Source organism: Solirubrobacter soli DSM 22325 (assembly GCF_000423665.1).
GTDB classification, from domain to species: domain Bacteria; phylum Actinomycetota; class Thermoleophilia; order Solirubrobacterales; family Solirubrobacteraceae; genus Solirubrobacter; species Solirubrobacter soli.
The window spans coordinates 40,504-53,585 of record NZ_AUIK01000026.1 but is presented as its reverse complement, the minus strand read 5'-3'; the positions used below and the strand labels follow the sequence as shown (position 1 = coordinate 53,585).

11 protein-coding genes are annotated in these 13,082 nt (G+C 71.0%); 7 read left to right on the top strand and 4 right to left on the bottom strand.

Annotated elements, in window-relative coordinates:
- The first annotated feature begins 165 nt into the window (after positions 1 to 165).
- From G569_RS0120900 to G569_RS0120885, 4 genes are all read left to right on the top strand, one after another.
- On the top strand, positions 166 to 1,308 hold the full coding sequence (locus G569_RS0120900) for a saccharopine dehydrogenase family protein (protein WP_211233039.1): 1,143 nt from the start codon (positions 166 to 168) through the stop codon (positions 1,306 to 1,308).
- Between the two features lie 78 nt (positions 1,309 to 1,386).
- The gene (locus G569_RS0120895; protein WP_169542209.1) at positions 1,387 to 5,073 is read left to right on the top strand and encodes a 5'-nucleotidase C-terminal domain-containing protein; all 3,687 of its coding nucleotides are present in this window, start codon (positions 1,387 to 1,389) and stop codon (positions 5,071 to 5,073) included.
- A 108-nt stretch (positions 5,074 to 5,181) separates the two neighbouring features.
- Positions 5,182 to 5,382: a hypothetical protein gene (locus tag G569_RS0120890; RefSeq protein ID WP_028064864.1), complete on the top strand. Its 201-nt coding sequence runs from the start codon at positions 5,182 to 5,184 to the stop codon at positions 5,380 to 5,382.
- A 69-nt stretch (positions 5,383 to 5,451) separates the two neighbouring features.
- Positions 5,452 to 8,001, top strand: coding sequence for an ATP-binding protein (locus G569_RS0120885; RefSeq protein WP_028064863.1), 2,550 nt, complete (start codon positions 5,452 to 5,454; stop codon positions 7,999 to 8,001).
- Positions 8,002 to 8,020: 19 nt separating this feature from the next.
- Here the strand turns inward: G569_RS0120885 and G569_RS58525 are convergent, their stop codons facing one another.
- Positions 8,021 to 8,518 carry an RNA polymerase sigma factor gene (locus tag G569_RS58525; protein ID WP_053226737.1) on the bottom strand — a complete coding sequence of 166 codons (498 nt, stop codon included), beginning with the start codon at positions 8,516 to 8,518 and terminating at the stop codon, positions 8,021 to 8,023.
- Between the two features lie 140 nt (positions 8,519 to 8,658).
- Here G569_RS58525 and G569_RS50205 point away from each other — a divergent pair, with 140 nt between their 5' ends.
- Positions 8,659 to 9,684, top strand: a complete 1,026-nt coding sequence (locus G569_RS50205; protein ID WP_037498069.1) for a Glu/Leu/Phe/Val dehydrogenase family protein — start codon at positions 8,659 to 8,661, stop codon at positions 9,682 to 9,684.
- Here G569_RS50205 and G569_RS50200 read toward each other — a convergent pair.
- From G569_RS50200 to G569_RS50195, 3 genes are read right to left on the bottom strand one after another with little or no spacing between them, the layout of a single operon-like run.
- The gene (locus G569_RS50200; RefSeq protein ID WP_053226735.1) at positions 9,681 to 10,295 is read right to left on the bottom strand and encodes a Clp protease N-terminal domain-containing protein; all 615 of its coding nucleotides are present in this window, start codon (positions 10,293 to 10,295) and stop codon (positions 9,681 to 9,683) included. The two genes, G569_RS50205 and G569_RS50200, sit on opposite strands and share 4 nt — an antisense overlap.
- Before the next feature lie 2 nt (positions 10,296 to 10,297).
- On the bottom strand, positions 10,298 to 11,065 hold the full coding sequence (locus G569_RS0120865; protein WP_028064862.1) for an ABC transporter permease: 768 nt from the start codon (positions 11,063 to 11,065) through the stop codon (positions 10,298 to 10,300).
- Complete coding sequence (locus G569_RS50195; protein WP_037497993.1) at positions 11,062 to 11,826, bottom strand: ABC transporter ATP-binding protein; 765 nt, start codon at positions 11,824 to 11,826, stop codon at positions 11,062 to 11,064. The genes G569_RS0120865 and G569_RS50195 overlap by 4 nt, the downstream gene beginning before the upstream one ends.
- A 97-nt stretch (positions 11,827 to 11,923) precedes the next feature.
- Here G569_RS50195 and G569_RS0120855 point away from each other — a divergent pair, with 97 nt between their 5' ends.
- Both G569_RS0120855 and G569_RS0120850 read left to right on the top strand, forming a co-directional pair.
- The gene (locus G569_RS0120855; RefSeq protein ID WP_028064861.1) at positions 11,924 to 12,853 is read left to right on the top strand and encodes an RNA polymerase subunit sigma-70; all 930 of its coding nucleotides are present in this window, start codon (positions 11,924 to 11,926) and stop codon (positions 12,851 to 12,853) included.
- Positions 12,854 to 12,855: 2 nt separating this feature from the next.
- Entirely contained in the window at positions 12,856 to 13,080 is a 225-nt protein-coding gene (locus G569_RS0120850; RefSeq protein ID WP_037497989.1) for a cupin domain-containing protein, read from the top strand.
- The last annotated feature ends 2 nt before the right edge of the window (positions 13,081 to 13,082 follow it).

Below are 13,082 nucleotides of genomic sequence, written 5' to 3'. Positions count from 1 at the left end.
ACCCGCGGCCAGGGTGGCCGAATCCGGGGGCCGGGCTCGTGAACACCCGCGGCAGAACCGGGATGCCCGAAACCCGCGGCCAGGGTGGCCGAATCCGGGGGCCGGGCTCGTGAAGACTCGCGGCAGAACCGGGATGCCCGAATCCTGCGGCCGGGGGCCGGGCTCGTGAACGACATCGTGGTCTTCGGGGCCACGGGGTTCGTGGGGCGTCTCGTCGCCGGCTACCTCGCGGGTCACGCGCCGCGGGAACTCAAGATCGCGCTGGCCGGACGCTCGCGCGACAAGCTCGAACGCGTCAGGCAGGAGCTCGGAAAAGACTTCGAGCTCATCGTCGCCGACAGCCGGGATCCCGCCTCGCTCGACGCCATGTGCAAACAGGCGAAGGTAGTCGCGACCACGGTCGGGCCCTACCGGCAGGACGGCCTGAAGCTCGTCGACGCGTGCATCGCCAACCGCACGGACTACGTGGACCTCACGGGCGAGATCCTGTTCGTCCACGACAGCCTCACCCGCCATGACCGAGCACGGGCGAACAACGTGCGGATCGTGCACAGCACGGGCTTCGACTCGATCCCGTCCGACCTCGGGACCCTCCTGCTGCACCGCGAGACGGGGCAGCTCGGTCCGACGACGCTCGTGGTGGCGGCGATGAAGGGCGGCCCGAGCGGCGGCACGCTCGCGTCGATGAAGGGCCAGATCGACGACATCACGGCCGACCACTCCAAGCGCAAGCTCGTCTTCGACCCCTACCTGCTCGGCGGCGACGGCCCACCCGCCCGGGACGTCACGAAGGTGTCGCGCCACAAGCAGCTCGGCTGGATCGGCCCGTTCGTGATGGCGACCTACAACACGCGGATCGTCCGCCGCAGCCACTCGATCCTCGACTACGGCTCGCGCTTCTCCTACAGGGAGGTCCAGCGCTACAAGGACCCGGTCACCGCGCTCGGCTTCACCGCCGGCCTCGGCGCGCTCGCCGGCGGCCTCGCGTTCAAGCCCACCCGCAAGCTCCTCGACAAGGTCCTGCCCGACCCGGGGGAGGGTCCGAGCGAGGAGTCGCGCAAGTCCGGCTTCTTCCGCATGGAGATCCACAGCGGCAACCACAAGGCGACCGTGGCGGCCAAGGGCGACCCCGGCTACGCGGCGACCGCGGTGATGATGGGCGAGAGCGCGCTCGCGCTCGTGCTCGAGCGCCCGAAGCTCCCGCCCTACACCGGCATCCTCACGCCGGCGACCGCGCTGGGCGCCCCGCTGATCGAACGCCTGAAGACGGCGGGCATGACGTTCGAGGTCGATGTAACGAAGCGTTGACGTTACTTCGCACGCAGCGTCGTCGAAGGCGTAGGGTGACCCAATCTGACCGGAAGTATGGGGATTGGGGGTTGGAGAATGAGTGGCAGACGTGCGCGGCTGGCTGGAGGGCTCGCCGCAGTGGTGGCAGCGGGGGTGCTGGCCGTCCCGTTGGTCGGGGCGGAAGCCAATGGCGGTGGCGGTTCCGACCACGACTGGGGCCACGGCCATGATCACGGCGACGACAGCGGGAAGGTCCTGTTCTTCGCCTCCGATGGCATGCGCCAGGACGCCATCGAGAACTTCGGCAAGGACCTGCCGGGCTTCAACGAGATGCTCAAGAAGGGCGCGCACGCGTCCGACAACGGCCTGCTCACGCAGGCGCCGCCGAACACCGGCGCGGGCTGGTTCAGCCTGACCACGGGCGCCTGGCCGGGCGTCCACGGGTCGACGAACAACACGTTCCACATCAACGGCGCCGCCTTCACCGGCTCGACCGCGGCGTTCTCGAACCCGAGCATCCTGCAGGCCGAGACGCTCGCCCAGGCGGCTGAGCGCGGCGGCAAGAGGGTCGCCCAGATCGAGTGGGCCGGCGGGCGCAGCGGCTCGATCAACGGCCCGACGCTCGACTTCCGCAACTTCCGCTCCGGCCGCGGCGTGGTGACCAACTACACCGAGCCGCCGGACAACCTGCCGTTCGCCGCCCAGCTGGGCGTGCAGTTCGATCGCGCCGACCCGGTCGCCGCGACCGGCTGGACGGGCGCGCCGACGTCGTACTCGCCCGCCAAGGAGATGCACCTGCGGGTCATCGACTCAAACATCGACAAGTACGGCCTCAACGCCTACATCTACGACTCCAAGAACGACCGCAAGACGCGCTATGACCGCGTCTTCTTCAGCCGCACGAAGGCCGCCGCCGACAAGGTCGCGGACCTCAAAGAGGGCGAGTGGGCGGACGTGAAGGTCAAGATCGTCGGCTCCGACCTCGACGGCAAGACCGGTGCGTTCCTGCTCAAGGTCGAGCGCCTCGACCAGGACCTCAGCCACGTGCGCCTCTTCCACACGAGCGTCACGCGCGCGATCGCGATCTGGCCGAACTGGACCGGCGAGGCGGGCTACACGAACTTCGAGGACTTCGTCGCCGACAAGTTCCCGTCATCGCAGGCGGGTGACTTCGCCGTGCTCGAGTCCGGCGTCGTCTCCGAGGACACGTACATCGAGCAGGGCCAGTACTGGGAGAAGCTCTACCAGCCGCTGATCAAGTACGTCCTGACCAAGTACAAGCCGGACCTCGCGCTGGTCGGCTACCCGGGCACCGACGAGGTCCAGCACCAGTTCCTCGGCCTGGTCACCAAGCGGCTGCCCAACGGCGCCAAGAACCCGGCCTACGACGACATCGAGGTCAACGGCACGCCGGACGGCCGCGTCAAGCAGCGTGAGGCCTACATCAAGGAGGCCTACGAGGGCTCCGACGAGACGATGCGTCTCGCCCAGCAGTACATGAACGACCGTGACCTGAACACGTTCGTCTCGTCCGACCACGGCTTCGCGCCGCAGTTCGCGGCGATCGATGCCTCGAAGGTGCTCGTCGACCTCGGCCTGCTGAGCACGCCGCAGACCGGCAACTGCCGCCCCGCGGCGACCGAGACGCTCTCCAGCGCCAAGGCCTGCTGGGCCGGCGGCGCCGTGCAGATCTACCTCAACCTCGCGGGTCGCGACCCGGCGCCGCCCGCCGGCAGCACGATCAAGCAGATCCCGGCCAACCAGGAAGCCGCGACCGTCGACAAGATCAAGGCCGCGTTCCTGGCCATCAAGGACCCCAACGACTGGACCGGCGACGGCCAGCCCGAGGGTTGGAAGGTCATCGACCGCGCCTACACCAAGGCCGAGGCGCGCTACATCCCGAACGGCAAGAACTCGACGGCCGACATGTCACACCCGACCCGTACGGGTGACGTCGTGGCCTTCAGCTACCCGCCGTACCAGTTCGACGCCGAGACGCCCGGCACGCTGATCGCCCGCTCGGCGTTCTTCGGCCAGCACGGCTACGTCCCGGACGTCCAGGACCTCAAGTCCAACACGAACATGCGCGCCACGTTCCTCGCCGACGGCCCGGCGATCGAGCGCGGCGAGGCCGACGACGTCCGCACGATCGATCTCGCGCCGACGATCGCGTTCCTGCTCGGGATCCCCGAGCCGCAGCAAGCGCAGGGCGTCGTGCGTCGCGACATCCTCGAGAACGGGGATCGCTACACGCCGATCTCGATCGTGGGGCTGAACGACTTCCATGGTCAGCTCGAGGCGACCACGGCGACCTACGACAACGGCATCGCCCGCCCGGTGGGCGGCGCGGGTCAGCTCGCGACCATGTTCGACGAGGAGGCCGCGGCGCTCCCGAAGCCGTCGCTGCTGCTGGCGGCGGGTGACAACGTGGGCGCGTCGCCGCCGATCTCGGCGCTGCTCGAGGACATCCCGACGATCGATGTCGAGAACGCGTGGGGGCTCGATGCCACGAGCTTCGGCAACCACGAGTTCGACTACGGCCTCGCGCGCATCCTCAAGCACGAGGCACGGGCGAACTTCCCGTTCCTGAGCGCGAACATCGTCGACGAGCAGACCAACGAGGCGCCGCCGTGGATCAAGCCGTCGACCGTCTTCAAGGTCAACGGCGTCCGCGTCGGCGTGATCGGCGCCACCACCAAGGAGACGCCGGAGCTCGTCGCCGCGGGCAACACCGCGGGCCTGCTCTTCCTCGACGAGGCCGAGCGCATCAAGCGCGAGTCCAACAACCTGCGCCGCCAGGGCGTCAACGTCCAGGTCGTGGTCATCCACGAGGGCGCGTCGGTCGGCTCCAACCCGATCGGCAACACCCCCGGCTCGCCGTGGGACGGCCGCATCAAGGGCATCGTCGAGGGCCTGGCGGGGAGCAGCGTCGACCTCGTCATCGCCGGCCACACCCACCGTGTGGCCAACACGGTCATCGGCGGCATCCCCGTGGTCGAGGGCGTCAACGCGGGCGGCAGCTACACCGTCGCCCAGCTCATGGTCAAGAACGGCGACGTGGCGTGGGCCGGCGCGGCCACCCGCATCGCCAAGAACCAGGGCGTGGCCTCGCGGCCTGACGTCCAGGCGATCGTCGACAAGGCCAACGTCGACACGGCGCCGTTGCGCAACCGCGTGATCGGCACGCAGAGCGTCGACCTGCTCCGCGACCCGACGCGCCTGAAGGAGTCCAACATGGGCAACCTCGTCGCTGACGCGATGCGGGCCAAGTACCCGGAGGCCGAGGCGGCGATCACCAACTCCGGCGGCCTGCGGCAGGACATCCGCGGCACTCCGCCGTCGGCGAACGAGGCGGTGAACGAGATCACGTACGGCGAGATGTTCGCCGTGCTCCCGTTCGGCAACCAGACCGTCGTCGAGACGCTCACGGGCGCGCAGCTCGTGACCGCGCTGACCAATGGGTTCAGCCCGGTCTGCAACCCGCTGGTCGCGACGGGCCGCTTCCCGCAGGTGTCGGGCCTGAAGCTCACGTTCCACTGCAACGGCACGACCGCGGTGGTGGATCAGATCCTCAAGGGCTCGACGGTGGTCGGACCCACCGACACCGTCCGCTTCGTCACCAATGACTTCATGTTCAACGGCGGCGACGGCTACACCGCGTTCACCGGCGGCGCGGACGTCCAGTTCAAGGGCGACCTGCTGCTGGACGTCGCGATCGGCTACGTCACGGCGCACTCGCCGGTGGCGCCGGCGATCGAGCAGCGCATCGTGCGCACCTCCTGAACCGAGGCTGGGGAGGCCGGCTTAACGGTCGGCCTCCCCATTCGCCGGTAGGCTGGGTGGTCCAGGGTCCATTCCGGATCATTCGCCACCGCGTCAGGAGCGGCACTTATGAAGAGCAAGCCCAACGAGGCACCGCTGCGTGGCGAGGCGGCATGGCGGGCGGAAAAGCTCCGCATCGCTCAGAGCAACGAGCAGGCGTGCGCCAAGGCGCAGGACGAGCGCGGACGTCGAGAGCGGGCCGCCGAGGTCGAGCGCCGCGCGGCCGATCGCCGCGATTTCGCGAACCTGCCGGTACAGCCGCACCCGTAGCGCGCCGCGGCGTGGCACGGTTCGGCGTCCCGTATGGTGCGCTCGCCACATGAGCGTCACCATGAGCGCATGCCGACCCGCCTGCTGGAGCGCGATGCACCGCTCGCTGCGCTCCTGACGGCGCTGGACGACGCCGAGACGGGGCGCGGCTCGATCGCGCTCGTGTCGGGGGAGGCGGGCATCGGCAAGACGTCGCTGGTCCGGGAGTTCGCGACCCGCGCGGAGGCGCGGGCGCGACTGCTGCAGGCGGCGTGCGACGACCTCGTGACCCCGCGCACGCTCGGTCCGCTGCACGACGCGGCGGCGGGGACCGATGGGCCGCTCGCCGCCGCTCTGGAGGAGGAGGGGCCGGTCTTCACGGCGCTGCTGGACGAGCTCGAGGCCTCCGCCCCGACCGTCCTGATCGTCGAGGACGCCCACTGGGCCGACGATGCGACCTTGGACGTGCTCGGGTACGTCGGGCGGCGGGTGGAATCCAAGCCGGCGCTGCTCGTCCTGACCGTGCGCGACGAGGCCGTCGACCCGCATCACCCGCTGCACCGGCTCTACGGGATGCTCGCGGGGAGCCCCGTGCACCGGCTCGAGCTCGAACGGCTCTCGCGCGAGGCCGTGGGCGCGTTGGCGGACGGGACCGGGCGGGACGCGGGCGCCGTGCACGCGCTGACGCGCGGGAACCCGTTCTTCGTCGCCGAGGCGCTGGCCGCGCCCGCGGACGAGGTGCCGGTGTCCGTCAAGGACGCGGTGCTGGCGCGGGTGCGGCTGCTCTCGCCGGAATGCCGCGCCGCGCTCGACTGCATCTCGGTCGTGCCCTCGACGATCCCGACCGACCTGGCGCAGGCCGTGGGGGCGCTCGACTCGCTCGAGGAGGCCGAGCAAGCGGGCCTCGTCGAGCTGCGCCCGGACGGCCTCGGGTTCCGGCACGAGCTCGCGCGGCGGGCGATCGAGCAGTCGCTGAGCGCGCTGCGGCGGAGGCAGCTCAACGCGGCGGTCGTCGCGGCGCTGCGGGCGCGCGGCGGCGCCGACCGCGGGCGGCTCCTGCACCACGCCGCGCAGGCGGGGGACGTCGAGACGCTGCTGGCCGAGGGCCCCGCGGCGGCGCGGCAGGCGGCGCGGGCGGGCTCGCACCGGCAGGCGCTGGCGCACTTCCAGGCGGTCGTGCCGCACGCGGACCGCCTGGGGTTGGAGGAGCGCGCCTCGTTCCTGAACGACTACGCGTGGGAGCTCTACAACGCCCACCACTTCCGGTCCGCGGTGGACGCGTCGCACGCCGCCGAACGGCTCTACCGCGAGATCGGCGAGCCGGTGCCGCTGGCGATGTGCCTCGTGCGGCTCTCGCGGCATCTGTTCATGACGGGCGCGACCGACGCGGCCGAGGAGGCGGCGCAGCGGGCGGTGGTGACGCTGCTGGACGCGCGCGACGAGCCGGCGTTGGCGTACGCGACGCTGTACCTCGGCGGGATCCTCGCCCAGACGCGGCCGGAGTTCGCGGCCGACGTGCTCGAGCGGGCGGACGCGCTCGCGTTGCGCTCGCGGCTCCCCGAGCTGGCCGCGTTGTGCCTGAACTACCTCGCGATCGTGCGGGTCGAGGCGGGTGAGCCGGACGGCCTGCAGACGATGCGCAACTCGATCGCCCTGGCCCAGGCGGGCGCGCACCACGAGGCGACGGCGCGCGGGTACTGCAACCTCGCCGAGCTGTTGCTGCGGGTGGGGCGGCTGGACGAGCTCGAGCGCTGCGTGCGCGAGGGCCTGGACTTCACCCGCGAGCGGGGCTTCTGGTCGCACGCCTACAACCTCGAGGTCCACCGCTGCGTGCTGCTGATGCGGCGCGGTGACTGGGAACCCGCGCGGGCCGGGCTGCGCAAGCTGCTCGACGAGGTCTCGGACCCGGGGATGATGTTCGCCTACAGCGCGCCGTGGCTCGGCCGGCTCCTGGCGCGGCGCGGGGACCGCTCGGCGGAGAAGCTGATCGTGGAGGCGTGGGAGCACGCGCAGAGCGGGCGGCTGCGGATCGGCCTGGCGTATGCGGGGATCGCGCGCGCCGAGTGGGCGTGGCTGAACGGCGACGTCGACGCGGCGCGCGAGGTCGCGGCGGTGATGCTGCCGCGGATGGAGAACGCGGGCGCGGCGCCGTTCCGGGCCGAGCTGCTGCGGTACCTGAAGCGGGCGGGCTTCGGCGTCGAACCCTTCGAGGGCTGTCCGCCGGGGTGGGACCAGGGGCTGCGCGGCGACTGGCGGGCGGCCGCGGCAGCGTGGCGGCGGGCGGGCGATCCGTACGAGCTGGCGCTCGAGCAGATGGAGGGCGACGCCGACGCGTGCGCCGAAGCGGTGATCGCGCTGGAGCGCCTGGAGGCGACCGCGGTCCTGCCGTTCGCCCGCGACCGCCTGCGCGACTTCGGCGTCTCGGTCCCACGCGGCCCACGGGCGACGACCCGCGCCCACCCGGCGGGCCTGACGGCCCGCCAGGTCGCGGTGCTCGAGCTCGTGCGAGAGGGCCTGACGAACGCCGAGATCGCCGACCGCCTCGTCCTCTCGGTGAGGACCGTCGACCACCACGTGGCCGCGATCCTCTCCAAGCTCAACGTCTCTTCCCGCCGAGAAGCCGCGTCGCTCGAAATCTAAAGGGGCCTGACCCCTTTATCTACGCGGCGAGGGCGCAGGCGAGGCGGGAGCGGCCTCGGGAGAGGCGGCTCATGACCGTGCCCGGCGGGATGCGGAGCTGGCGGGCCGTCTGGCCGTAGGAGAGGCCGACGATGTCGACGGCTTGGACGACCTTGCGGAAGTCCTCCGGGAGGGCGTCGACGGCCTTATAGACGTCCTTGGCGATCACGGTCGCCTCGGGGTTGCCCTCGGTCGCGAGGGAGGGGTGGTCCTCGTCGACCTCGCCGACGACCTGGGGCCGGCGCTGCTCGGAGCGCCAGTGGTCGTTGGCGACGTTGCGCAGGGCGCGCACCAGGTAAGGGAAGTCGGCGCCGCCTTCTGAGAGGCGCCGTGGCTTGGCGAGGACCCGAGCGTAGGTTTCCTGCGTCAGATCCTCGGCGAGCTGCTGAGACCCTGTCAGCGCACGCGCCACCGCGACCAGGCGGTGCCGGTGCTGCGCAGCAGCGTTCGGATCGAGGAGCGAGATGTGGGGAGGCATCGCCGAGAAGCCTCCCCGGCGGAGGGGTACCGGCGCATCGGCAGGCGGTGCCCAAGTTACCTAGGTAGGTACCTATTTTGGTCCGCAGACCAGCCTGCCGCTGGATCGGCCCGTTTGGAGACTATATGTTCCGCCGCCACATGAGCGCCTTCGAGCATCTCCTGACGGGCTGGGACGGACAGCAGGTGGCCGTCCGCTACGACGCCGACTTCGCCACGTGGATGTTCATCGGCGTCCACTCCACGTTCGAGGGCCGCTCGGGCGGCGGAACCCGCATGGCCGTGTACGACGCGCCGGAGGACGGGCTCGCCGACGCGCTCAAGCTGAGCGCCGCGATGACCCGCAAGATGGCCGTCTGCAACGTCTCGATGGGCGGCGGGAAGGCCGTGCTCGCCGTGCCGGAGCTGCCGGTCGGCGAAGCGCGCGTCGAGCTCCTGCACCGCTACGGCGACTTCATCGGGTCCCTCAACGGCCTCTACGCCACCGCGCCCGACGTGAACACCTCGGAGCGCGACATGGACACGATCGGCGAACGAACCGAACACGTCTTCTGCCGGTCCGTCGCCAACGGCGGTTCGGGTAGCACCGCGCCGGCCACCGCGGTCGGCGTCTTCCACGGCATCCGCGCCAGCGTCGGCCACGCGCTCGGCACCGATCTCACCGGCGTCAAGGTGCTCGTGCAGGGCTTCGGGGCGGTCGGCTCGCTGCTCGCCCAGCAGCTCAAGGCCGCCGGAGCCGACGTGCTCGTCTCCGACATCGACCCGACCCGCGTCGACGGCTTCGCAGCCGTGGACCCGCAGGACGTCATCGGCACCGAGTGCGACGTCTACGCCCCCTGCGCCATGGGCGGCACGATCACCGCCACGACGGTGGAGGCACTGCGCTGCCGGGTCGTCGCGGGTGCGGCCAACAACCAGCTGGCCGACCCGTCGCTCGCCGACCGCCTCCACGAGCGCGGCATCCTCTACGCGCCCGACTACGTGATCAACTCCGGCGGGGTCCTGCACGGCACCGGCCTCGAGCTGCTCGGCTGGGACCACGCCCAGCTGGACGAGGCCCTGCGCGGACTGGGCGACACGCTGCTCGAGCTCTACGCCGGGAGCGACCGCTCGCCGGTCCACGCCGCCGAGGCACTCGTCGCCCGCCGCCGCGGGCTCGGCCGCTAACCCAACCGCCGCACGGCGTCCTCGGTGACGCCGCGCTCGCGCAGCCAGGCCGCGACGGCGCCGTCGCGGTCGAGGATGAGGCTGAGCAGGTGCGCGTCGACGCTCGACGAGCCGATCGCGCCGAACCCGACCCCGTTGAGCGCGACGGTGACCCGCTCGGAGACGACGGACGCCGCCACGGCGCCGGGCGGCGGGGCGGCGGCGAGCCGCTGCGTGATCCGCTCGCGCAACTCGCTCGGCGTCGCGCCCGCCGCCACGAGGATGCGCCGCGCGACGCCGTCGCGCTGCTTGAGCACGGCGAGCAGCAGGTGTCCCGGGCCGACCTCGCGCTGACCGAGCCGCATCGCCTCCCGTAGCGACTCCTCGAGCGCCTCTTTCGCCGCCGCCGTGAACGGGATCCGCCCGGACACGCCCACGTCACCCAGCCCGGTCGTCTTGACCACCTCGGCCCGCGCGCGCTCGGGGTCCAGCCCAAGCGCCGCGACCTCCGGCTCGCCGGCCAGCGCCACGAGCAGGTGCTCGGTCCCGATGTGCCCCTGGCGCATGTCGCGCGCCTCGCCCTGGGCCTTGACGACGACCTGTTGGGCGTCCTGCGTGAACCGTTCGAACATGGCTATGCCCGCAGACGGTACCCCCGCGCGAAGAGGCGGTAGTTGATCGCAAACAGTCCTGCAGACGCGCCGACCAGGAACAGCAGCGACAGCGGGATGCTCTGGTCGCTGTAGCCGAGGAAGCCGTAGCGGACCAGACCGATCATGTAGTAGACGGGATCGAAGCGCGTCAGCGTCTGGAACGGCTCGGGCAGCAGCGCGGCGCTGTAGAAGACGCCACCGAGGAAGATCAGCGGCGTGAGGATGAACGTCTGATAGAAGCTGACGTCGTCGAACTGCTCCGCCCGCAGCCCCACGAGCACGCCGAGCTGGGAGAAGAAGAAGCCCACGAGGAACAGCGAGGGGACGAGCACCAACACGTTCTCCAGCGGGATGTCGACGAGCACCCGCGCGGCGACGAACGTGCACACCGCGACGATCCCGCCGCGCAGGAACCCGCCCGCGGAGAACGCGAGCAACAGCTCCGAAGGCGACGCGGGGGAGGAGAGCTGGTCGTCGATCGAGCGCTGGAACTTCTGCTGCAGCAGCGACGACGAGTTGTTCGAGAACGCGTTCGTCGCCCAGGCCATCATGATCAGCCCAGGGATGATGAAGACGACGTAGTCGACCCCGTGGAGCTTGTCGATGCGGCTTCCCAGGGCGGCGCCGAAGACGCTGATGTAGAGGAACGTCTCCAGCAGCGGCGCGCCGAGCGTCTGGCGCTTGATCTTCCAGAAGCGCGTCGTCTCCCGCCGCACGAGCGACAGGAAGCGGATCTGCCCGGGACTCAAGGTGCGTCGGCCCCGATGTGGGCGCGGCTGAGCTCGCCGCGGCCGACCAGCGCCAGGTAGGCGTCCTCCAAAGACCTCACGCCGTACTGCTCCGCCAAATCGCCGCTCGTCCCGGTGGCGACGATCTCGCCCCCGTTGATGAACGCGATCTTGTTGCACAGCTGCTCGGCCTCTTCGAGGTAGTGCGTCGTGAGCAGGATCGTCGTGCCCTCCGCGTTGATGCGCTGGACGTAGTGCCAGAGCTCGAGCCGCAGCTCGACGTCCACGCCCGCCGTCGGCTCGTCGAGGATCAGCAGCTTCGGCCGGTGCATCAGCGCGCGGGCGAGCACCAGTCGCCGCTTCATACCGCCGGAGAGCGTCCGCGTGCGGTCGTCCTTCTTGGCCGTCAGCGAGAACTCGTCGAGCAGCTCGCGCGCCCGCTCGCGGCGCTCCTTGCGCGGCATCCCGAAGTAGCCGCCGTGGTAGTCGAGCTGCTCCTCGAGCGTCAGGAACCAGTCGAGGTTGAGCTCCTGCGGCGCCAGCCCCACGGCCATCCGTGCGTCGCCGTAATGGTGCACGGCGTCGTGGCCGAACACGCGGATCGCGCCCGACGTCGGCTGCGCGAGCCCGGTCGTGCAGTGGATCAGCGTCGACTTGCCGGCGCCGTTCGGGCCGAGTAGACCGAAGAACTCGCCCTCCTCGATGTGCAGCGAGACGCCCTTGAGCGCCTCGGTGCCGGTCGGGTACCGCTTGACCAGGTCTTCAATGTCCAGGGCGTGCATGAGCGGCGAGCCTTATAGCAGGGGGTCCGGGGGGCGGCAGCCCCCCGGTGGTTGTCTAATTCGATGAGTTTTCAAGGGCACCGCCGTCACAGAAGGCATGACCGTGACCGAGACCGCTTTCAGCGCACAGATCGAACAGCACCGCCGCGAGCTGCAGGTCCACTGCTACCGCATGTCCGGCTCGCTCGACGAGGCCGAGGACCTCACGCAGGAGACGTTCCTTCGCGCCTGGCGGTTCCGCGAGACCTACGCCGGCCGCGCGTCGCTGCGCGCCTGGCTGTACCGGATCGCCACCAACGTGTGCATCGACGCGCTCGAGAAGCGCCCGCGGGTCCCCACCGCCGACGGTGAGCTCTCGTGGCTGCAGCCGATCCCGGACGACCTCCTGGTCGCGGCCGACGACGAGACCGACGCGGAGGTCGTCGCCCGCGAGACGATCGAGCTCGCGTTCCTGGTCGCGTTGCAGTACGCGGCGCCGCGCGCCCGCGCCGTGCTGATCATGCGCGACGTGCTCGGCTGGCGCGCCCGCGACACCGCCGAGCTGCTCGAGACCACCGAGGCGTCCGTCAACTCCGCGCTCCAGCGCGCCCGCGCCGCGTTGAAGGAGCACCTGCCGGCGCGCCGGAGCGAGTGGAGCGTCGAAGCCAGCGCCGCCGACAAGGCGCTCGTCGCCCGCTACATGGAGGCCTCCGAGGCCGGCGACATCCCCGCGCTGAAGGCCCTGTTCGTCGACGACCTGCGCTTCTCGATGCCGCCCGAGCCGGGCATGTTCGTCGGCGTCGACACCATCGTCGACTTCTGGGAGCAGGGCGGCTTCGGCGACCCGGAGCGCCTCGGCGAGTTCCGCTGCGTGCTCACGTTCGCCAACCGCCAGCCCGCCGTCGCCAACTACCTGCGCAAGCCCGGCGGGGACACGTTCGAGGCGCTCGCGCTGGACGTGCTGACCGTCGCCGACGGCAGGATCACCGACATCGTCACGTTCGGCGCCTCGCTGTACCCAGCCTTCGGGCTGCCGGAGACGCTGTGAGGATGCGGGTGGTCGCGGTCGCGCCCGGGGACGAGCGCCCCTACGACGAGGACGAGTGGCGCGACGCCATCGTGCTCGTGCGCTCGGGCGAGCTCGAGCTGTGCGGCGTCTCCGGCGCGCGCAGCTCGTTCGGCCGCGGCGACCTGCTCTACCTGCAGGGCGTGCCGCTGCGCGCCCTGCACAACCCGGGCTCGGAGCCCACCGTGCTCGTCGCCGTGTCACGTTAAGG

Excerpts from the sequence above, each read along its gene's own strand:
- G569_RS0120895 (WP_169542209.1), top strand. The coding sequence starts at position 1,387 with ATGAGTGGCAGACGTGCGCGGCTGGCTGGAGGGCTCGCCGCAGTGGTG.
- G569_RS0120890 (WP_028064864.1), top strand. The coding sequence starts at position 5,182 with ATGAAGAGCAAGCCCAACGAGGCACCGCTGCGTGGCGAGGCGGCATGG.
- G569_RS0120885 (WP_028064863.1), top strand. The coding sequence starts at position 5,452 with ATGCCGACCCGCCTGCTGGAGCGCGATGCACCGCTCGCTGCGCTCCTG.
- G569_RS58525 (WP_053226737.1), bottom strand. The coding sequence starts at position 8,518 with ATGCCTCCCCACATCTCGCTCCTCGATCCGAACGCTGCTGCGCAGCAC.
- G569_RS50205 (WP_037498069.1), top strand. The coding sequence starts at position 8,659 with ATGAGCGCCTTCGAGCATCTCCTGACGGGCTGGGACGGACAGCAGGTG.
- G569_RS50200 (WP_053226735.1), bottom strand. The coding sequence starts at position 10,295 with ATGTTCGAACGGTTCACGCAGGACGCCCAACAGGTCGTCGTCAAGGCC.
- G569_RS50195 (WP_037497993.1), bottom strand. The coding sequence starts at position 11,826 with ATGCACGCCCTGGACATTGAAGACCTGGTCAAGCGGTACCCGACCGGC.
- G569_RS0120855 (WP_028064861.1), top strand. The coding sequence starts at position 11,924 with ATGACCGTGACCGAGACCGCTTTCAGCGCACAGATCGAACAGCACCGC.
- G569_RS0120850 (WP_037497989.1), top strand. The coding sequence starts at position 12,856 with ATGCGGGTGGTCGCGGTCGCGCCCGGGGACGAGCGCCCCTACGACGAG.